The organism is Blautia sp. AF17-9LB (assembly GCF_003479185.1).
GTDB lineage: Bacteria > Bacillota > Clostridia > Lachnospirales > Lachnospiraceae > Fusicatenibacter > Fusicatenibacter saccharivorans.
Genome location: NZ_QUGU01000001.1, coordinates 76,323 through 94,668 on the forward strand (window position 1 = coordinate 76,323; position 18,346 = coordinate 94,668).

Consider the following 18,346-nt stretch of genomic DNA (forward strand, 5'->3'; position numbering starts at 1 on the left):
ATCAAAAAAATCCGACGGGCAGATTTTTTGATTTTTTTCAGTTTTCCATTGACAATTGCATCACTGGTGCTATAATAAAAACAAACATATGAATAAATGTTCATATGAACAGCGAAAATGAAAAAGGAGATCAAAAGCGATGAAGAAAACGTATAAGATCGATGTTGACTGCGCAAACTGTGCAAACAAAATGGAAGAGGCTGCAAAAAACACAGCAGGTGTAAAGGATGCTACCGTAAACTTTATGATGCTCAAAATGATCGTGGAGTTCGAAGACGGACAGGATCCAAAGAGCGTTATGCAGGATGTTCTGAAAAACTGCAAAAAAGTTGAGGATGACTGCGAGATCTTCCTCTAAAATAAAAAACTTTCATCGGCGGATGGAAGAAAAAGCTGGAGCAGAATAGATTCTAAAACCTGTCTGCGGTTCAGCTCGAGAAAAATCCAGTATTTTCTCTCTGGAGCAGCGGATTTGGATCTGTAAATCTCTGGGATGAAATGCTGGATTTTTTCATCCGGCGGTAAGAACAAAGGAGGCATATGTATGAATAAGAAACAGAAAAAGGTTCTCATCCGCGTCATCGTTGCATCGGTTCTTCTGATTCTCTGCACGGTACTGCCGACAACCGGCTATGTGCGATTTGCAACCTTTATGGTTCCTTATCTGGTCATCGGATACGATATCCTGAAAAAGGCCTGGAAGGGAATCCTGAACAAACAGGTATTTGATGAAAACTTTCTGATGGCTGTTGCAACGGTCGGTGCCATTCTGCTTGGCGAGTATCCGGAGGGCGTAGCCGTTATGCTGTTTTACCAGATCGGCGAACTGTTCCAGAGCTATGCTGTCGGAAAGAGCCGCCGGAACATCAGCGAACTGATGGATATCCGCCCGGATTATGCAAATATCGAGGTAGACGGAAAACTCGAGCAGGTTGATCCGGATGAAGTTGAGGTTGGCACAATCATCGTTGTACAGCCTGGTGAAAAGATTCCGATCGATGGTGTGATCGAAGAAGGAAACACCACACTGAATACCAGTGCCTTGACCGGAGAGAGTGTTCCGCGTGACGCCCGGGAGGGAGACGAAGTCATCAGCGGATGTATCAATATGTCCGGTCTGATTAAAGTAAAAACAACGAAAGAGTTTGGAGAGTCCACCGTATCCAAAATTCTGGACCTTGTGGAAAACTCCAGCTCCAAGAAATCAAGATCCGAGAACTTTATTTCCAAATTTGCGAAATACTATACACCGGCCGTCTGCTACGGTGCGCTGGCGCTGGCAATTCTGCCGCCGCTGGTACGGATGCTGTTTTTAAGTGCCGCTCCTGAGTGGAACGTATGGATTTACCGTGCGCTGACCTTCCTGGTTATCAGCTGCCCTTGTGCACTGGTCATCAGTATTCCGCTCAGCTTCTTCGCCGGTATCGGCGGCGCAAGCCATGAAGGTGTCCTGGTGAAAGGTTCCAACTATCTGGAAACACTTTCCCAGACCAAATACGTTGTATTCGATAAAACCGGTACCATGACACAGGGTGTCTTTGAAGTAGCCGGTATTCACCACAATACGATCAGTCAGGAAGATGTTCTGGAATACGCAGCACTTGCTGAGTGTGCTTCGAGCCATCCGATCAGCAAGAGTCTGCAGAGAGCATATGGAAAACTGATCGACCGAAGCCGTGTCACGGACATCGAAGAGATCAGCGGAAACGGTGTAACAGCAAAGGTAGACGGTAAAAATGTCGCTGCCGGAAATGCAAAACTGATGGAGCGCCTTGGCGTTGATTATATCGACTGCCACAGCGTCGGCACCATCGTCCATGTTGCTGTAGACGGCAAGTATGCCGGACATATCCTGATCTGTGATATGATCAAACCGCATGCGAAAGAGGCGATTCAGGCGCTGCGGAAATCCGGTATTAAAAAGACGATTATGCTGACCGGAGACTCCAGGCGGATAGCCGATCAGGTAGCTGCAGATCTTGGAATTGATGAAGTTTACAGCGAACTGCTTCCTGGTGACAAAGTAAGTAAAGTGGAAGAGCTGCTTGCTGCAAAGACAGAAAAAGAAAAACTTGCCTTCGTAGGTGACGGCATCAACGATGCACCGGTACTGTCCCGTGCCGATATCGGTATTGCGATGGGAGCACTTGGTTCCGACGCAGCAATTGAAGCAGCTGATATCGTTCTGATGGACGACGATCCGCTCAAGATTTCCAAAGCAATTCACATTTCCAGAAAATGTATTCACATTGTTTATGAGAATATTTATTTTGCAATTGGTATCAAAGTATTGTTCCTGCTTCTGGGAGCCATCGGTATCGCTAACATGTGGATGGCAATTTTCGCAGATGTCGGAGTTATGATTCTGGCGGTTCTGAATGCAATTCGTGCTCTGTTTGTGAAAAATCTATAGAAAGACGAGGACACAAAATGGCAAAAATCAATCCGGATGAAGCTGATCTGTGCTGTGACTCCTGTGAGGTTCATGAAAATCTGGTAAAGATTGTCAATGAGACCATGCCGGATGAAACAGAGCTTTACGATCTGGCAGAGCTTTTCAAGGTATTTGGTGATTCCACGCGGATCCAGATTCTGTTTGTCCTGTTTGAGGCAGAGGTATGCGTCTGCGACCTGGCAGAAGCACTGCACATGACACAGTCCGCAATTTCCCACCAGCTTCGCATTCTGAAGCAGAATAAGCTGGTAAAGAGCAGACGAGAAGGAAAATCGGTGTTCTACTCTCTTGCAGATGGTCATGTACGGACAATCATCGCACAGGGACAGGAGCATATTGAAGAGGATTAAAAAAAGCATAAGATAGCAGAAACGTCCCGCAGATGAGAAATTTCATTTGCGGGACGTTTCTGCTTTTCACATTCATTCTTTATTTGATAAACCATGCTTCCCGAACATGCTGTTTTAGAAGGTTCCGTGCATTTTAGAAGGTTCCGTGCATTTTGGAAGCTGTTTTTTTACTTTGTTTACATAACCGAATTATGTAAAGCATTTCTTGAATTTCATGATTTATACTCCTCGGAGTAATACGGAATGCAGAGATACATACCGTCCGTGATCTGGTTGGAACTCAGGTGATTGATCTCACGGACCTCAGCAATGTAACTGGAAATATCGGAGTATTCTTCTGTACGGTATTCTTTGGCGATGTCCCACAGTGTATCGCCGGAAGAAACGCGGATACTGGTGTAGTATTTGTAGGTTGGAGCTTTCGGCTCACTGTCTGCCTGCGTATTCTGCGGCGTGAAGTGGAAGATTAAAAGAAATGTGACGGCAACCAGAGACAGGAGAGCGGCGGCGGCGCGGATCTGCAGTTTTCTTCTCTGGATTTTTCGTCTTTCTCTCAGTGATTTTCTTTTCTTTGCATTGGTACTCATGTAAAATTCCCCCTTGATTTGTGATAGAAGAGTAGTTGTGCTACGTGAACATTTGTTCTTTCGAATATATGTTTATTATAATAAAAGAACGTATGTTTGTCAATACGAAATGCGAACAAATTTTCGAAACTTTTGTTTGCGTTCCGGTGGGATTTATGGTAAAATTTATTTGGTATATTTTAAGCAAATATCGTATAGAAAGAGGGGACTACCCTAATTCATATAAAAAACGAAACGACAGGAGGAACATACGATGGCTGGAGACAAAAATAAACTGACAGAGAAACAGAGACAGATTCTCGAATATTTAAAACAGGAAATTTTGCAGAGAGGATTCCCGCCGTCTGTGCGTGAGATCTGCGAAGCGGTTTCCCTTCGTTCTACATCCTCGGTACATGCACATCTGGAAACACTGGAGCGGAAAGGCTATATCAAACGAGATGCAACAAAACCGAGAGCCATTGAAATCTGCGATGAAGGATTCCATACCGGCCGCCTTGGTGCAATCCAGGGAATTGCATCGGAAGACACCGCATCCCAGAGTGAGGTTGCACAGATTCCGCTGATCGGCAAAGTAGCTGCCGGAGAACCGATTCTTGCGGTAGAGAATATTGAAGGATATTTCCCAATGCCGGTAGACCGTCTGCCAAACGCAGAAACGTTCCTTTTAAAGGTACAGGGCGAAAGCATGGTAAATGCAGGTATTTTAGACGGCGACCTTGTTCTTGTGGAACAACAGGCAACTGCGGAAAATGGAGAAAAAATTGTCGCTCTGGTCAATGATTCCGCTACAGTAAAAACATTCTACAAGGAAGACGGTTATTTCCGCCTGCAGCCGGAAAACGATGAGATGGATCCGATCCTTGTGAATGATCTGCAGATCGTAGGAAAGGTAATCGGAGTATTAAGATTTTTATCCTGAAAAATAAAAGAAGAAAATAAAAAATGTTGTGAAAAAACGAACAAGAAATCGGCCTGTAAAATTCGGCGGTTTCAGAGGAAAAACCGGTGATTTCTGAAAGTAACTCTTCAACTATTCGAAAAACCTGCGTTTCCCGAATAGTTATATAGAAGAAATACTTCTTTCATTTTCCCGGTTTTTCTGTTTAGAAAGGCTCATTTGCAGTTATGAAATCAAAAATTACGTATCACGAACAAACCGATATGGAAAATACACTGAAGCTCCGCGAGGTTCTGAAGACGCTTCCCTCTTTTACTTCCGAATTTTTCCGCGGCATCAGCACAACGACATCGACCAGCACACGAATCAAATATGCATATGACCTTCGGATCTTTTTTCAGTATCTGCAGAAAGAAAATCCGGAACTTGCCAAAATTCCCATGGATCAGATGTCCGTTGATGTGCTTGACCAGGTCACTGCACTTGATCTTGAGGAATACACAGAATATTTAAAGGCTTATATCGGTTCCCAGGAATCTTATACCACCAACGGGGAAAAAGGCCTGAAACGAAAATTGTCGGCACTTCGGACGTTCTATTCCTATTATTTCAAAAAGGAACTGATTGAGACAAATCCTACGCTGCTTATCGATATGCCGAAGCTCCATGAAAAAGAAATTATCCGTCTGGAGCCAAATGAGGTTGCGGAGCTTCTTGATTTTATTGAATCCTGCGGCGACGGGCTGAGCAATCATCAGCGGGCCTACTATGAAAAAACAAAGGAACGTGATTTTGCAATCATTACTCTTCTGCTTGGCACGGGAATCCGTGTGTCGGAATGTGTCGGGTTAGATATTGAGGATGTCGATTTTAAAAACAATGGCATCAAAGTGCTTCGAAAAGGTGGAAATGAAATGTTTGTCTACTTTGGAGATGAAGTTGCCGAGGCACTGAAAAAGTATATCGAAGTCCGCGCAGGTATTACGCCTGTGGCAGGACACGAACACGCACTCTTCTATTCGGCGCAGAGAAAACGGATCAACGTCAAGACAGTGGAAAATCTGGTGAAGAAATATGCGTCCCAGGTGACGACAACGAAGAAAATTACGCCTCATAAACTGCGTAGTACGTACGGTACGACGCTGTATCAGGAAACAGGCGATATTTATCTTGTTGCGGATGTCCTCGGCCATAAGGATGTCAATACGACGAAGAAACATTATGCTGCCATGGACGATGCAAGGCGCCGTCAGGCTGCCACAGCGGTACGGCTGCGGGAGTCCATGCCGGAGCATGAGGAATAAAAACATATCAGAAACCAAAAGAGGAATCAACAGGGATTATATCCCATTCGTTGATTCCTCTTTTTTATGGAGACGACTTCTCTCCTGCTTTTTTTAGTTACTCCGCCTTAATTGCCCAGCGCATTTTCGTTGAACTTGCACGGCTGTTGCGGATGCATTCTTCTTTGGAAGGACGAATGACTTCTTTTGAATATTCGGAATAAATACCGATCTGATACAGTCCCTTCATGGACTTTTTCACAAGCCGGTCTTCGCCGGAATGGAACGTCAGAATTGCCGCTCTGCCGCCCGGAGCAAGAGCATCCGGGAGTTTTTCCATGAATGCTTCCAGAACCTCATATTCGTTGTTTACATCGATCCGCAGTGCCTGGAATGTGCGGGCGCAGGATTTTTTGATGGCTTCTTTTTTCTCGTCTTTCGGAAGAAAATCCAGTGCTTCAGCGATCAGATCACGCATTGCAAACGTAGTGTCAATTTTCTTTCCTTTCCGAAGTGCCCGCGTAACAGCCTGGGAAATTTCTTTTGCATACGGTTCATCGGCGTTTTCAATGAGCATGCCTTCCAGTTCATCGCGTGCAACCGTGCGCAGACGCTCGGCCGCGGAAATTCCTGCCTCCGGATTCAGGCGAAGATCCAGCGGTCCATCATATTTGTAGGAAAAGCCGCGCTCCGGATTATCAATCTGCATGGAGGAAACACCAAGATCCGCCAGAATGAAGTCAAAGGGGCCGTATTCGGCAGCAATCTGATCAATATTGGCAAAATTCTGATGAAGAATCGTTAAAATCTCAGGGCCGTACCCCTGCGTGGCCAGTCGTTCTTTTGTTTTTGCCATCTCGATCGGATCGATATCCAGCGCACAGAGATGCCCTTTTCCCTGCAGGCATGCAAGCATACGGGAGCTGTGGCCGCCGTATCCGAGTGTTGCATCAAGTCCGTTCTGTCCCGGCTCGATCTTGAGAAAATCGAGGATTTCATCTACGAGAATCGGGATATGCATGCCGGCCGGTGTGCTTCCCTTTTGGATCACATGCTCAATGGTCCCCTGATATTTCTCCGGATTCAGTTCTTTGTATTTCTCATTGTAATTCCGCGGATGTGTGCCTTTGTAGCGGACGCGGCGTTTGTGTTCTTTCTGTTCTTCCATAAAATGTTCTCCTTATACTTCAAATATATTTAATCGAACATGTGCGTTCGAATATTTTCCAGATCAATTGGTTCTCCTGTCATCGGCTGCAGAAAGTGCAGTTTCCAGGCATGGAGCGCGGCACGGGTACCGCCGTCGCGGACTCCGTAGAGCGGATCTCCGAAAAGTGGATGTCCAATAGATGCCATGTGAAGGCGGATCTGATGCGTGCGGCCGGTTTCCAGACGGCAGCACACGACGGCCCAGAAAGGATCCTGAAGGACAGCCTCGTAGTGTGTAGTAGCCCACAGGCCGTTCCCTTCTTTACAGATACGCATTTTAGTGATACGTTTCCCAGACGGATCGAAAGAATCAGGGTCATCTCCTGGAATTTGCTCCATGGAAAGACGAATGGTTTCTTTTTGCGTTTCTTCGGAAAAAGGATGGTGTACCAGAGCCAGGTATTCTTTTTTCAGCGCGCCGCTCTCCCGCTGCCGGGACAGTCTAGCAGCAGCCAGCTGATTCTTTGCAAATAGTACCAGACCCGATGTATCTTTGTCAAGACGGCCGATGCAGCGGAGTTCAGAAGGCGCTGTCGGTGTTTTTAACAGGGATGCGGCAGCATGTGTCAGGGAATCGGAATAATGGCCGTGGGAAGCGTGGCAGACCATACCGGATGGCTTGTCTGCGACACAGAGATCACTGTCCTCATAGAGAATCCGTACGCCGGCAGAATCACCTGATACCGGCAGAACCTGATCTTCGGAAAGGTGGGGACACTTCTGCTCATATCGAAAAGTGATCGTATCTCCAGTCTGGACGACTGCATTTGTGCGGCAGGAAACACCGTTTTTCTGAATTCCATCCGGAATATATTTGGCATGGCGGATTTCACGTGGTGTCAGATGCAGAAAACGTTTTAGAATTGTTTCCACCGACAGTCCCCCCTGTTCCGGAAGGACAAAGTGACACAGCTGCTGATAGTCAAATTGCGGCATAAAAGATTTTCTCCTCTTCACAAGTTCACATAATCATTTTATGTAAACTATATAAATACAAACAATTCAGTACGATGATGGTACACTATTTCTAGACAAAAACAGGTTTCACAGATCTCGCAAACCACGTTCTGTTTTACCGATTCGGCAAACAAAAAAATTTTATTTACAGATCCTCTAAGATCACCGTAAACGGCCCATCATTCACCAGTGATACTTCCATCTCAGCCCCGAACACTCCCGTTTCGACAACAGGAACCTGTTCCCGTGCTTTCGCGACCATATATTCATACAGTTCTTCTGCTCTGTGCGGCTCGCCTGCTTCCGTGAAGCTTGGACGGTTTCCTTTTTTACAGTTGGCATACAGGGTAAACTGTGAAACCATCAGAAGCTGTCCATCCACATCTGCCAGGGACTTGTTCGTCTTTCCATTTTCATCTTCAAAAATACGCAGTCCCAGCAGTTTTTTCATATACTTGTCTGCTGTTGCTTCATCGTCCCCCTGGCCGACACCGATCAGAACCAGAAAACCTTTCTGAATCGATCCGACAACCTTCTCTTCCACCGAAACACTTGCTCTTTTTACACGCTGTATAACAATTCTCATCTTTAAAATCCTTTCATAAAATGACCCTCCTCTTATTTTTAAGAGGAGGGTCATTTCTCCTATGTTCTGTTTTGATCAGGTGCTGAAAATCTTGCGGATTCCCGCTTCTTTAACTTCAATTGCCTGTTTGATCATATCTACGGTTCCATCGATACCGAATACACTGCTGTTCAGGCACAGGTCGTAGCTGTCTACCTCGCCCCAGCGTTTGCTGGTGTAGTAATTGTAGTAGCTTGCACGCTGTTTGTCGATCTTTGTGATCTTGTCTTTTGCTTTTGCATCGGAAAGATCATACAGCTTTGCGATACGGCGGATGCGATCCTGCATATCTGCTTTAATAAAGATGCTCAGCACGTTCGGATTTTCCTCCAGTGCATAATCTGCACAGCGGCCTACGATGACACACGGACCGTCCTGCGAAATCTTCTTGATGGCATCAAACTGTGCCAGAAATACCTTCTGGTTCAGCGGCATATCCATCATGGTAGATCCATAGCCGAAGGAGTAACTGTCCATAACCAGAGAGTATAAAAAGCTGTTGGTTGGTTTTTCATCGTGGTTTTCGAACAATTCCTGGCATAATCCGCTGTCCTTTGCTGCTCTCTCCAGCAGCTCTTTGTCATAGTACTTGATTCCCAGGTCATCCGCTAAAATCTTACCAATGGAATGTCCGGCGCTTCCGTACTGACGTCCAATCGTTATGATAGTTTTCATATAATCCGCTCCTTTCCATTCCGTCACAATAATCTGCTTTCACAGATGTAGTAACTCGCGTTTTTTCGTTACATCCAGTATACTACAGAATTCACAGAAAGTACAGAACATTTTGATAAAACTTATACAAATTAACTATATACTTTTTGAAATATCATTCTTTTTAAGCAGTTTCAGACATTTTTTCGAAACTGCAGCAACAGATTGGAAAAATATTCCGGAATCGGCGCCTCAAACTCCATATAGGCACCGGTCCGTGGATGGATAAATCCAAGTACCATCGCATGCAGCGTCTGTCCCTGCAGGTTTTTCACCGGGCATTTCTTCGGGCCATAAACCGCATCGCCAAGCAGCGGATGCCCGATACTTGCCATATGGACACGGATCTGATGCGTCCGGCCGGTTTCCAGCTGGCATTCAATATACGTATAATTTCCAAAGCGTTCCAGCACACGGTAATGTGTGACCGCCGGTTTTCCGTTCCGTTCATTAATCGCCATCTTTTTCCGGTCTGTCGGATGGCGGCCGATTGCACCGCGCACGGTTCCCTCGTCCTCTTTCAGATTCCCATGGACAATTGCCCGGTACTTTCGGGTAATGGAATGTACAGAGAGCTGTTCTGCGAGGCTCTGGTGGGCGAAATCGCTCTTACAGATAACCAGGGCACCCGTTGTGTCCATATCGATTCTGTGGACGATTCCGGGGCGCAGAACGCCGTTGATGCCGGAGAGATTTCCGCGGCAGTGATACAGAACCGCATTGACCAGTGTTCCGCTGCTGTGGCCTGCCGCCGGATGTACGACCATCCCCTTGGGCTTATTGACGACCAGAAGATCATCATCCTCGTACAGAATATCAAGCGGAATGTTTTCTGGCTCCACGTTCAGTTCTTCCGGTTCCGGCAGAAGCACCAGAACGGCATCACCGGCGGCAACCTTACTGCTTGCTTTCTGCGTTTTTCCGTTGATCGAAACCTTTCCGTCTTTTAAAAGCTTCTGCAGAAAAGAACGGGAACAGTCCGAAAAAGATGCGGCCAGGCACTGATCAATCCGTTTTCCGTCAAAATCCGGTGTAACTTCCAAAATCCGTTCTTCTTCAGCCATCGGACTCCTCCTTTTTGGCGTTTTTATGCAGAAATGCGAAGTCTTCGTCCTTGTAGTACAACAGATACAGCAGTAAAAAGACAGCGACCGATACGGTGACATAAATATCAGCTACGTTAAAAACCGGAAAGTTGATCAGCGAAACGTAGATGAAATCAACGACATAGTGATTCAGAAAACGATCGTAAAAATTTCCGACCGCACCAGCCGTCAGAACAGTCAGCACGGCAAAAAGCGGTAAAAAGCGGCGTGTCTTTGGAAGCTTGTAAAAGACGATCACTATGACGATCAGAAACAATACCGTCATCATAGCAAACAGCCAGTACTGATCCTGCAGAAGTCCGAATGCCATACCGCGGTTTTCCAGATAAAACAGCTCCAAAACCCCTGGAATGAGCTCGATCGACGGCTGGTCCTTCAGATACTGCACTGCCAGTGATTTTGTATACTGATCTGCTGCAAGCAGAAGGACAATCGCTGCCGCGCAAACCAGATAAACGGCCAGCGGAGAAAGTTTTTTACTCTTCATCGATCAGATCTCCATTAATAGAATTGATAGCTTCCAGCATTTCTTCATCTGTAACCGTGCGGTCCACCACAGCATGGCCGACAGACTCCAGAAGGATGAATTTGATCGTACCCTGTTCCATTTTCTTGTCCGATTTTGTTGCAGCCAGAATATCTTCCGATTTCAGGCCGTCCACGGTGATTGGCAGATAGAAACCGACGTTCATATCACGAATCTCGTAAAACTCTTCATCGGAGAGATAACTTCTCTTGTAGGAAATATAGGCAGCAGCAACGGTTCCAAGTGCAACGCACTGGCCATGGAGCAGTTCGAAGTTCTTGAGCTTTTCAATGGCATGACCGATCGTATGGCCAAGATTTAAAACGGCACGCTCTCCCTGTTCTGTTGGGTCATTTTCTACAACCTGGCGTTTGATATCGCAGCATTTCTGAATCATTTTCGTTAATACCGGCTCAATCCGCTCTTCGATCTCAGACATGTGATTGATGGTCCAGACGTAGAATTTTTCATCGCGGATCAGACCTGTTTTCAGGACTTCTCCCATACCGCAGGCAAACTGATCGCCGTTCAGGGATTTTAAGGTTGCCATATTCATATAGACAAGACGTGGATGATGGAATGCACCGACCATATTTTTGTACTGGTCGAAATCGACGCCCGTTTTTCCTCCAACGCTGGAATCTACCTGTGCAAGCAGTGTCGTCGGAAGCTGGATGAAATCAATGCCGCGCAGATACGTTGCCGCCGCATAGCCGGTCAGATCCCCAACGACACCGCCGCCGAGTGCGAATAAAATGTCTTTTCTCTCAAAGTGGTTTTCAATCAGATGCGTGTACAGATCTTTGACGGTATCCAGATTTTTGCTTGCTTCACCAGCCGGGAAAACAAATGCGGTTACGGTCTCAAACAGCGGGGACAGTACATTTTTTACCTCTTCCAGATACAGTTCTGAAACCGTGCTGTCTGTGACAATGCAGGCCTTTTTTGCAGGGAGTTTTAAGTTCTCCACACAGCCGGCGAGGCGTTCGTAGCTGCCGTCCCAGACAATTTCATAAGAAAATTCAGTAGATGTGCCTTCTCTTTTAACGGTAAGTGTTTTCATAAATTATGCCTCCTGTATGTTCTTTCATGAAAAAAGCATCAGAATCCTGCATCTGATGCTTTTCCTTTGTTACTAAGTAAATCAATAATTGATCCAGTGGATCCATTTTAATTTACTGCAAAGATAAATTTCTTTAATAATCGGTACGGATATTTGGAAGATCAAAAGCTCCGCTTAAGATATCCTGGATGTCGCCGGAAATTTCTACACTGGACGGTGTCAGGATGAAAATATAGCTGGAAACTTTCTGCAGACTTCCGCTCATGCAGTAGCATGCACCACAGCAGAAATCAATGATTCTCTGGGCAATATCCACATCAATGCCTTCTAAGTTAAGGACAACGGTACATCCGGCCAGAAGCGTATCCGCGATTTCACGGGTATCCTCCATGGAAGCCGGTTTGATGACGCATACTTCCATATTTAATGCACCTGCTTTCTTTCTCATTGGAGTAACTTTCGAGGAAACCGGGGCAGCTGGCTTTGGAGCTCGTGCAGCAGCAGCCTGGCTTGAAGCGGTGGTCTTTGGCGCCGGCTGTTTACGCGGTGCAGTGTGAACCGGTTTCGCCTGCAGCTCTTCCTCTTCGTCCTCATCCTCGTTCTCCAGTTTACGGAAGAAACGTTTCTTTGGTTTTTCTTCTATATCATCGTCTTCTTCATCGAAGAAGCTATCCGAATCAGCATCCTCTTCCTCGTAATCGTCGTTCAGCCGGATGGCATCCAGAAATTTGTCTAAAACACTCATTCTTATACTCTCCTATTTTTAGTCCTGTGGCATTTGGCCAGACAGCCGTGCAGAATGCGCGGGGTCACTCTTCTTGGAAAGGCTTCCTGTTATCTTTTACTGTAATCCCGTTCGCCAAAGACTCCGGTTCCAACCCGTACTAAAGTGGCGCCTTCTTCTACTGCTACTTCGTAATCGCCGGTCATGCCCATGCTCAAAATGGCCATACGTACATTATTAATGTTTTTGGCGGCAATGTCAACACTTAATTCCTTTAATTTGCGAAAAACCGGACGATTTTCTTCTGGATCTTCCACATACGGTGCAATGGTCATAAGTCCCTCCACATGAATTGCCGGAAGTTTTGCGATTTCTTCAATCAATGGAAGGGTTTCCTCTACGGAGACACCAAACTTGCTTTCCTCGCCGGCAACGTTTACCTCGATCAGGATCGGGATTTCGCAGTTGTGCTTTACCGCTTCCTCACTGATCGTTTTTGCCAGACGAAGAGAATCGACAGAATGAATCAGGGCAACTTTTCCTGCAATGTATTTTACTTTATTCCGCTGCAGATGACCGATCATGTGCCAGTGGATATCCTTTGGCAGCACTTCCTCTTTTTCTGTCAGCTCCTGCACTTTGTTTTCACCGAAATTGCGTTCGCCAAGATCATAGATTTCGGAAAGCATTTCGACCGGTTTTGTTTTGCTGACCGCAATCAGGGTAACTTCCTCCCGGTTCCGTCCGGCTCTTTTGCAGGCTTCTGTAATTTTCTTCTGGACTTCTTCATAGTTCTCTTTCAGCATATCTTTCTAACCTCCAGTATTTAATGCACAATATCTTCTTCACTGACGGTGGATGCATTTTCCACAATATAATCATACTGCGAAATGCCGTATTGCGTTTGTTTTTTTATGATAGAATACTCCGCATTCTGATCGATGATCTGAATTTTGCGGAATACAGCATATCCTTTGTTGATGCAGTAAACACCCTGCAGCGGAACCGTTTCTCCAATCTGATACGTTGTGGCGGAATCCTGTGCACGAAGTATATCTCCATCATTAAAAGCGGCCATGTCGACGTAATATTCGACCGGATTATCATTTTCATCATTGACCTGCTCATAGATCGTGGCGTTTACAAATTCTGTCACCGGCTGTCCGTTATCATCCAGCATGACATTTCCTTTTTTATCGGTCTTTTCCCGCAGGAAACCGGAAGAATTGCTGTCTCCGCCCTGTACGAGCATCTGCGCCGGGATTTTATAGAAATCTTTTTCCGTGATGGCAGTATTTGGAATTTTCAGTCCGCTTCCAGTGTTTGTGACCAGCTCTATTGAAAGAAAACGGTCTTCCGCATAACGGATCATCCCGCTTGTAAACGAAATGACAGCATAGTTCTGATCGTTAATGGACTTTAGATTCAGTGTTCCCGTCTGTGTTTTTCCGTCTTTCAGAAATTTAACTTTTATCGTACTGAAATTGGAAAGTGTAACGACCTGCTTATTCGTCACCGGAACGGCAATTTCCCACTGCTCATCTGTCACCAGACGGTATACTGCATTTCCAGGCTCCGTCTGCGCGCCGGAATCAAAGGAAACCACAGAGGCTTTCGTAGAGAAAAGCTCCGGCGTAAGGCTGTCCTCCGTATAGCTTTCATATCCATCACTGCCGTAGACGACAACACCGTCCTGATCTGCATAAAATATCGTCTGTGATGAGGAATCTCCGTTTTCAGCGGCAGCGGCAAGCAGCTTTGCGGAAAGTTCTGTTTTCAGCTGATAAATGCCGGAAAAGGAACTGGAATCATAATCAGAAGAAAAACGTGCGAGTGAGGAACGAAGCGACGTTCTCGTTGCCGCATCTGCCGAAATACCAGAGGTATCGGCATTTTCTGTTGCGGAAATCCCATAAACAGCGCTTCCGCGGCTGATTTTCGATGCATTTGGGGTATAGAACTGAACATATCCGCTGCCGGAGGAAAGCTGCACGCTCTCTGTCCGCATGGCGAATGCGGTATAGGTATCATTCCGGGATAAAGTTCCCTGCACAACCTGAAAAGATTTGATATGATCGGCGGTCAGGTAAAAGAAAAGTGAAACTGCCATATAGAAAAAAAGGGCTCCAAAGATGATATTTCCAATATTCAACGCCGGAAAAGGGAAACGGATTCTCGAATGCCGGCGGCTGTTCTTTTTCTGCTTAGACAAAATGTATGCTCCTTTTATTGTTTAATCCATGCGCTAAAAGGACGGTGCCGTAAGCGCCGTCCTTTGGTTTTGTCGCTATGCAATTATTATAATACAGTTTTGGTTACAGTGCAACGATAATCTTATCCTGCATGCCTTCCGGAAGCTCTTCTTTATCCATGGAGACACTTAATACGAAGGTAATGTTATACTGCTTGCCAATGCCTTCCAGCTGTTCAACACAATCTGTGATGTCCTCTCCTTCCAGTTTTGCTACTTTCAGGAAGCTGTCGAGATAAACGCTTGCGAGATCGTGGTCCTGAGAAACGATACCGCAGATAAATCCGATAAATTCATCACTGTTTTTCAGAGGATAGTCGGTTGCGGAAATCAGACGTACTTTGTTGTTTAATTCAAACATGTGCTTTGTGCTCTTGTCAATATACACGATATTTCCGTTTGCGGTTTTTACCTCTGCATTTACTTTGTCTAACAGCTGTTTTGTTTTGCCTTTTCCCTTCTTGCCTACAATTAATTGAACCATAGCAGTTTCCTCCTTAGATTAGAATAAGATATTTTCACCAAAAACCTTTAAGTTCATGGTTTAATTATAGTACAATTCACCAACGTTTTCAATGGTAAAATGAAAAAATTCTGAAAAATCTTCTAATTCGCAGGGAAAGGAGCTCTGTTTTTCTAAACGGATACGACAATCTCCCGGATAGGCAGAAAAAACGCCGTCCGGGGGATTGCAAAAAGATTACGTCAGGAGTTGATATTGGAAAGAAGAGTGTTCATGTCCTCGTACAGTTCCACTTTTGTTGATGCATGAAGAATGACAGAGATAAACGGTTCTCCGTATGCATTCTGGGATACCAGTGCCAGGCAGGAACCGGCCTCATCGGTCGTTCCGGTTTTTCCGCCGAGCACCGTCACATTTTCCGGTGCGTTTTTCTCTCCGGTCAGATATTTGTCCGTGGAGCTTAAATAGATCGTTCCCGCCGTACCGTCCGCATGCGTCATGTTCAGCGTGTAGGAAGACATTGACATCGTATTCTGGAATTCCGTATGCTGATAGGCAGCATACAGCATCAGATAAACATCATATGCAGTAGTGTAATGATTCTCATTGTGAAGACCGTGCGGGTTTGCAAAATGCGTACCGGTCATGGCAAGGGAAGCTGCCTTATCGTTCATCATCTGAACGAAATTCTCTACACTTCCGCCTACCTGGCGGGCAATCGCCATAGCAGCATCGTTGGCAGAATAAATCAACAATGCATGGAAAAGCTGATCCATCGTTACCGTATCGCCCACGGCCAGTCCACTCATCTGGGATCCATCTTCCAGCGCAAGATCCTCTTCTGTGATCGTTACCTGCGTATCCGGCTGGTTATATTCCATGGCAAGGAGAGCCGTCATGATCTTCGTGATGCTGGCTGGGTAGACCTGATCATACATATTCTGCGCGAACAATACTTTTTTGTGATCCAGATCAAACAGTCCGGCCTTTACCTGTGAAGAAAACGAGATATCATTCAGCGGTACGCTCGTCTCACCGACACAGAGATCGGCAGAGAGCGTTTCAGCCTGAAACCGTTTTTCTGCCGAAAGCGGATCGGAGGCGAGCACCATACTTCGCGCAAACGGCTCTGTAATGTCCATCTGGCGGTCCTGACGGTACAGTTTCACACCGATCAGAACCGCAATAACAGCAACACAGACACCCGCGCCGATGATCAGGCGGTTTAAAATATGTTCGGTTTTTTCCGGAGCAGTCCCGTTTTTCTCCGTTACAGGCAGTTTCTGTTCTTTTTCTGTAGTATTAGTCGTTTCTCCGGTAGATTTCACGCCAGTCCATTTCTCCTCTGTCTAATGATTTGATCAGCATTTCTGCCGTTGCAAGATTGGTGGCAAGCGGAATGCTGTGTACGTCGCAGAGACGGATAATCCGATGGACATCCGGCTCATGCTGTTTCGGCTGTTCCGGATCCCGCAGGAAAATCACAAGATCCAGATCATTCTGTTCAATCTGAGAACCCATCTGCTGAACGCCTCCAACGTGTCCAGCCAGATATTTGCGGACGTTAAGTCCGGTTGCCTCTTCTACCAGACGGCCGGAAGTTCCGGTTGCGTAAAGAGTATGCTTGGCAAGTACCGAGCGGTAGGCGATACACAAGTTCTGAAGCAGCGTTTTTTTTGCATCATGCGCGATCAATCCGATGTTCATTGATGGTTTTCCTCCTTAGTAATTCATAGTTTCTGGTTACAAAATCCCGGTTCTGCAGTCCGACATTCAGGACAAGCCCCATTCCGATGTAAAGTGTTACAAGGGAGGTCAGTCCATAGCTGACGAACGGAAGCGGTGTACCGGTGTTCGGCAGGATTCCGGTTGCAACACTGATATTCAGAAAGCTCTGAAAGGCAATGAGTCCTGCCATACCGCAGCAGATCAACGTTCCTGACAGATCTTTTGCTTTCCGGGAAGTCCGGATGCATTCGACGAGAATCAGGAACAGGAGCAGGATGATTCCGCAGCATCCAAAGAAACCAAGTTCCTCTCCTGCCACTGCAAAAATAAAGTCATTATGGTTCTGGGAAACGAAATTTCCCTTATTTGCGGAAGAAACTTTATTGTTGTTGAGTCCTTTTCCGGTCAGCTTTCCGGAACCGATGGCTGTAATGGAATTCTGCTGCTGGAGACGGCCGTCGGCGTTGTCGGCATCATCGCTTAACCAGTCCTGAATTCGCCCAAGCTGATAACCAATCGTCTTGTCAAGAGCCGCCGGAAGCTGGAAATTCACCTGCGTAATGACAAGCAGAAGCGCAAGTACCAGTGCTGAACCGGAAACCAGAACAACGGCGATAACTTTGTAGCTTAAGCCCGCCACATACATCATAAAGCAGAACAGAACCATGACCGTAATCGTATTTTTCAAATCCGGCTGACGGTAAATCATAACGAGCGGCGGAATCAGAAGCCCGATCGCGGTAAAAATGGTTTTCGCCGTATTCAGATCTTCTTCATGCTTCATCAGAAACATCGCAAAAAACATGATCAGAAAGATTTTTGACAGCTCGGTCGGCTGAAACTGAAAGCTTCCGATCTGAATCCAACGGGTCGCACCAAACGTGTTTTTTGCGGTAGAACCGCCGAGATAAAGAACGCCAAGCATCATTAGATTTCCGATGTAAAGAACCCAGTAAAAATTCAGAAGCCAGCTATAGTCAAGCAAAGAGACAATAATCATGATGACTACGCCCAATACGACTCCGATGGCCTGTTTTTTCTGGTCTGCACTGTCTGCACTTCCGATCAGAAGCACACCAATAATGCTGATGGCAATCAGAAGAATGACCAGCCGGAAATTATAATTTTTCAGCTTATATCGTCTTAACATGATACTCCTCGTTTCTTTTCAATGGTATTTTCGCTGTCAGTATGACAGGGGTTGTGTGTGTAATGGTGACGGAAATTTCATCCGCCTCAACGGTAAGGTATTTTCCTGCAGCAGCAGAAAGATCATTTTTCAGCATCTGAAGCGATGCCGGAGAACAGTTCAGACGTTCTGCCATTAAAAGATTGGACAGACGTTCTTTTGCAACGAGGCCGGAGTGCGGCTTTCTGCCTGAAAATAAACCCATACCAGTTCCC

General features: G+C 45.9%; 21 protein-coding genes. 5 read left to right on the forward strand and 16 right to left on the reverse strand.

Annotation, left to right across the window (positions count from 1 at the left end):
• The first annotated feature begins 139 nt into the window (after nucleotides 1-139).
• The 3 genes from DWX00_RS00380 to DWX00_RS00395 all read left to right on the forward strand — a co-directional run bounded on the left by DWX00_RS00380 (nucleotide 140) and on the right by DWX00_RS00395 (nucleotide 2,805).
• Nucleotides 140-358 (forward strand): cation transporter, encoded by a 219-nt coding sequence (locus tag DWX00_RS00380; protein WP_055266075.1) that lies wholly within the window; start codon nucleotides 140-142, stop codon nucleotides 356-358.
• 186 nt (nucleotides 359-544) lie between these two features.
• On the forward strand, nucleotides 545-2,413 hold the full coding sequence (locus DWX00_RS00390; RefSeq protein ID WP_118594435.1) for a heavy metal translocating P-type ATPase: 1,869 nt from the start codon (nucleotides 545-547) through the stop codon (nucleotides 2,411-2,413).
• A gap of 17 nt (nucleotides 2,414-2,430) precedes the next feature.
• Complete coding sequence (locus tag DWX00_RS00395; RefSeq protein ID WP_022462871.1) at nucleotides 2,431-2,805, forward strand: ArsR/SmtB family transcription factor; 375 nt, start codon at nucleotides 2,431-2,433, stop codon at nucleotides 2,803-2,805.
• 212 nt (nucleotides 2,806-3,017) lie between these two features.
• Here DWX00_RS00395 and DWX00_RS00400 read toward each other — a convergent pair whose 3' ends face one another.
• A complete protein-coding gene (locus DWX00_RS00400) occupies nucleotides 3,018-3,392 on the reverse strand; it encodes a LysM peptidoglycan-binding domain-containing protein (protein WP_022462870.1) in 375 nt (124 codons plus the stop codon).
• A 253-nt stretch (nucleotides 3,393-3,645) separates the two neighbouring features.
• Here DWX00_RS00400 and lexA point away from each other — a divergent pair, with 253 nt between their 5' ends.
• Together lexA and DWX00_RS00410 are read left to right on the forward strand one after the other, a co-directional pair.
• Nucleotides 3,646-4,314, forward strand: a complete 669-nt coding sequence (gene lexA / locus DWX00_RS00405; RefSeq protein WP_055217843.1) for a transcriptional repressor LexA — start codon at nucleotides 3,646-3,648, stop codon at nucleotides 4,312-4,314.
• 206 nt (nucleotides 4,315-4,520) lie between these two features.
• Nucleotides 4,521-5,597 carry a tyrosine-type recombinase/integrase gene (locus DWX00_RS00410; RefSeq protein ID WP_022462868.1) on the forward strand — a complete coding sequence of 359 codons (1,077 nt, stop codon included), beginning with the start codon at nucleotides 4,521-4,523 and terminating at the stop codon, nucleotides 5,595-5,597.
• Between the two features lie 97 nt (nucleotides 5,598-5,694).
• Here DWX00_RS00410 and rsmH read toward each other — a convergent pair whose 3' ends face one another.
• The 15 genes from rsmH to DWX00_RS00485 all read right to left on the reverse strand — a co-directional run bounded on the left by rsmH (nucleotide 5,695) and on the right by DWX00_RS00485 (nucleotide 18,336).
• Nucleotides 5,695-6,744: a 16S rRNA (cytosine(1402)-N(4))-methyltransferase RsmH gene (gene rsmH, locus DWX00_RS00415; protein WP_118594436.1), complete on the reverse strand. Its 1,050-nt coding sequence runs from the start codon at nucleotides 6,742-6,744 to the stop codon at nucleotides 5,695-5,697.
• Nucleotides 6,745-6,773: 29 nt separating this feature from the next.
• The gene (locus tag DWX00_RS00420; RefSeq protein ID WP_055217841.1) at nucleotides 6,774-7,721 is read right to left on the reverse strand and encodes an RluA family pseudouridine synthase; all 948 of its coding nucleotides are present in this window, start codon (nucleotides 7,719-7,721) and stop codon (nucleotides 6,774-6,776) included.
• Nucleotides 7,722-7,887: 166 nt separating this feature from the next.
• Complete coding sequence (gene dtd / locus DWX00_RS00425) at nucleotides 7,888-8,328, reverse strand: D-aminoacyl-tRNA deacylase (protein ID WP_022462865.1); 441 nt, start codon at nucleotides 8,326-8,328, stop codon at nucleotides 7,888-7,890.
• A gap of 75 nt (nucleotides 8,329-8,403) precedes the next feature.
• Nucleotides 8,404-9,042: a cytidylate kinase-like family protein gene (locus tag DWX00_RS00430; RefSeq protein WP_117508930.1), complete on the reverse strand. Its 639-nt coding sequence runs from the start codon at nucleotides 9,040-9,042 to the stop codon at nucleotides 8,404-8,406.
• Nucleotides 9,043-9,215: 173 nt separating this feature from the next.
• Nucleotides 9,216-10,145: an RluA family pseudouridine synthase gene (locus DWX00_RS00435; RefSeq protein ID WP_117801150.1), complete on the reverse strand. Its 930-nt coding sequence runs from the start codon at nucleotides 10,143-10,145 to the stop codon at nucleotides 9,216-9,218.
• On the reverse strand, nucleotides 10,138-10,674 hold the full coding sequence (gene lspA / locus DWX00_RS00440; RefSeq protein WP_118594437.1) for a signal peptidase II: 537 nt from the start codon (nucleotides 10,672-10,674) through the stop codon (nucleotides 10,138-10,140). Before lspA ends, DWX00_RS00435 begins: the two co-directional genes overlap by 8 nt.
• Nucleotides 10,664-11,776, reverse strand: coding sequence for a 3-dehydroquinate synthase (aroB, locus tag DWX00_RS00445; protein WP_118594438.1), 1,113 nt, complete (start codon nucleotides 11,774-11,776; stop codon nucleotides 10,664-10,666). Before aroB ends, lspA begins: the two co-directional genes overlap by 11 nt.
• A 133-nt stretch (nucleotides 11,777-11,909) precedes the next feature.
• Complete coding sequence (locus DWX00_RS00450) at nucleotides 11,910-12,521, reverse strand: cell division protein SepF (protein WP_117508927.1); 612 nt, start codon at nucleotides 12,519-12,521, stop codon at nucleotides 11,910-11,912.
• A gap of 89 nt (nucleotides 12,522-12,610) precedes the next feature.
• Nucleotides 12,611-13,306 carry a YggS family pyridoxal phosphate-dependent enzyme gene (locus tag DWX00_RS00455; protein WP_022462859.1) on the reverse strand — a complete coding sequence of 232 codons (696 nt, stop codon included), beginning with the start codon at nucleotides 13,304-13,306 and terminating at the stop codon, nucleotides 12,611-12,613.
• Between the two features lie 20 nt (nucleotides 13,307-13,326).
• Entirely contained in the window at nucleotides 13,327-14,610 is a 1,284-nt protein-coding gene (locus DWX00_RS00460) for an HlyD family efflux transporter periplasmic adaptor subunit (protein WP_147398221.1), read from the reverse strand.
• A 205-nt stretch (nucleotides 14,611-14,815) separates the two neighbouring features.
• Nucleotides 14,816-15,235 (reverse strand): hypothetical protein, encoded by a 420-nt coding sequence (locus DWX00_RS00465; RefSeq protein ID WP_022462857.1) that lies wholly within the window; start codon nucleotides 15,233-15,235, stop codon nucleotides 14,816-14,818.
• A 221-nt stretch (nucleotides 15,236-15,456) separates the two neighbouring features.
• Nucleotides 15,457-16,542 carry a D-alanyl-D-alanine carboxypeptidase family protein gene (locus DWX00_RS00470; RefSeq protein ID WP_242998322.1) on the reverse strand — a complete coding sequence of 362 codons (1,086 nt, stop codon included), beginning with the start codon at nucleotides 16,540-16,542 and terminating at the stop codon, nucleotides 15,457-15,459.
• A complete protein-coding gene (gene mgsA / locus DWX00_RS00475; RefSeq protein WP_022462855.1) occupies nucleotides 16,517-16,921 on the reverse strand; it encodes a methylglyoxal synthase in 405 nt (134 codons plus the stop codon). The genes DWX00_RS00470 and mgsA overlap by 26 nt, the downstream gene beginning before the upstream one ends.
• The gene (locus DWX00_RS00480; protein WP_022462854.1) at nucleotides 16,896-18,092 is read right to left on the reverse strand and encodes an FtsW/RodA/SpoVE family cell cycle protein; all 1,197 of its coding nucleotides are present in this window, start codon (nucleotides 18,090-18,092) and stop codon (nucleotides 16,896-16,898) included. Before DWX00_RS00480 ends, mgsA begins: the two co-directional genes overlap by 26 nt.
• Nucleotides 18,076-18,336 carry a cell division topological specificity factor MinE gene (locus DWX00_RS00485; RefSeq protein WP_118594440.1) on the reverse strand — a complete coding sequence of 87 codons (261 nt, stop codon included), beginning with the start codon at nucleotides 18,334-18,336 and terminating at the stop codon, nucleotides 18,076-18,078. Before DWX00_RS00485 ends, DWX00_RS00480 begins: the two co-directional genes overlap by 17 nt.
• Nucleotides 18,337-18,346 lie beyond the last annotated feature (10 nt).

What these genes read in the sequence shown, in the direction of transcription:
- DWX00_RS00380 (WP_055266075.1), top strand. Translation starts at nt 140, where the DNA reads ATGAAGAAAACGTATAAGATCGATGTTGACTGCGCAAACTGTGCAAAC.
- DWX00_RS00390 (WP_118594435.1), top strand. Translation starts at nt 545, where the DNA reads ATGAATAAGAAACAGAAAAAGGTTCTCATCCGCGTCATCGTTGCATCG.
- DWX00_RS00395 (WP_022462871.1), top strand. Translation starts at nt 2,431, where the DNA reads ATGGCAAAAATCAATCCGGATGAAGCTGATCTGTGCTGTGACTCCTGT.
- DWX00_RS00400 (WP_022462870.1), bottom strand. Translation starts at nt 3,392, where the DNA reads ATGAGTACCAATGCAAAGAAAAGAAAATCACTGAGAGAAAGACGAAAA.
- lexA (WP_055217843.1), top strand. Translation starts at nt 3,646, where the DNA reads ATGGCTGGAGACAAAAATAAACTGACAGAGAAACAGAGACAGATTCTC.
- DWX00_RS00410 (WP_022462868.1), top strand. Translation starts at nt 4,521, where the DNA reads ATGAAATCAAAAATTACGTATCACGAACAAACCGATATGGAAAATACA.
- rsmH (WP_118594436.1), bottom strand. Translation starts at nt 6,744, where the DNA reads ATGGAAGAACAGAAAGAACACAAACGCCGCGTCCGCTACAAAGGCACA.
- DWX00_RS00420 (WP_055217841.1), bottom strand. Translation starts at nt 7,721, where the DNA reads ATGCCGCAATTTGACTATCAGCAGCTGTGTCACTTTGTCCTTCCGGAA.
- dtd (WP_022462865.1), bottom strand. Translation starts at nt 8,328, where the DNA reads ATGAGAATTGTTATACAGCGTGTAAAAAGAGCAAGTGTTTCGGTGGAA.
- DWX00_RS00430 (WP_117508930.1), bottom strand. Translation starts at nt 9,042, where the DNA reads ATGAAAACTATCATAACGATTGGACGTCAGTACGGAAGCGCCGGACAT.
- DWX00_RS00435 (WP_117801150.1), bottom strand. Translation starts at nt 10,145, where the DNA reads ATGGCTGAAGAAGAACGGATTTTGGAAGTTACACCGGATTTTGACGGA.
- lspA (WP_118594437.1), bottom strand. Translation starts at nt 10,674, where the DNA reads ATGAAGAGTAAAAAACTTTCTCCGCTGGCCGTTTATCTGGTTTGCGCG.
- aroB (WP_118594438.1), bottom strand. Translation starts at nt 11,776, where the DNA reads ATGAAAACACTTACCGTTAAAAGAGAAGGCACATCTACTGAATTTTCT.
- DWX00_RS00450 (WP_117508927.1), bottom strand. Translation starts at nt 12,521, where the DNA reads ATGAGTGTTTTAGACAAATTTCTGGATGCCATCCGGCTGAACGACGAT.
- DWX00_RS00455 (WP_022462859.1), bottom strand. Translation starts at nt 13,306, where the DNA reads ATGCTGAAAGAGAACTATGAAGAAGTCCAGAAGAAAATTACAGAAGCC.
- DWX00_RS00460 (WP_147398221.1), bottom strand. Translation starts at nt 14,610, where the DNA reads ATGGCAGTTTCACTTTTCTTTTACCTGACCGCCGATCATATCAAATCT.
- DWX00_RS00465 (WP_022462857.1), bottom strand. Translation starts at nt 15,235, where the DNA reads ATGGTTCAATTAATTGTAGGCAAGAAGGGAAAAGGCAAAACAAAACAG.
- mgsA (WP_022462855.1), bottom strand. Translation starts at nt 16,921, where the DNA reads ATGAACATCGGATTGATCGCGCATGATGCAAAAAAAACGCTGCTTCAG.
- DWX00_RS00480 (WP_022462854.1), bottom strand. Translation starts at nt 18,092, where the DNA reads ATGTTAAGACGATATAAGCTGAAAAATTATAATTTCCGGCTGGTCATT.
- DWX00_RS00485 (WP_118594440.1), bottom strand. Translation starts at nt 18,336, where the DNA reads ATGGGTTTATTTTCAGGCAGAAAGCCGCACTCCGGCCTCGTTGCAAAA.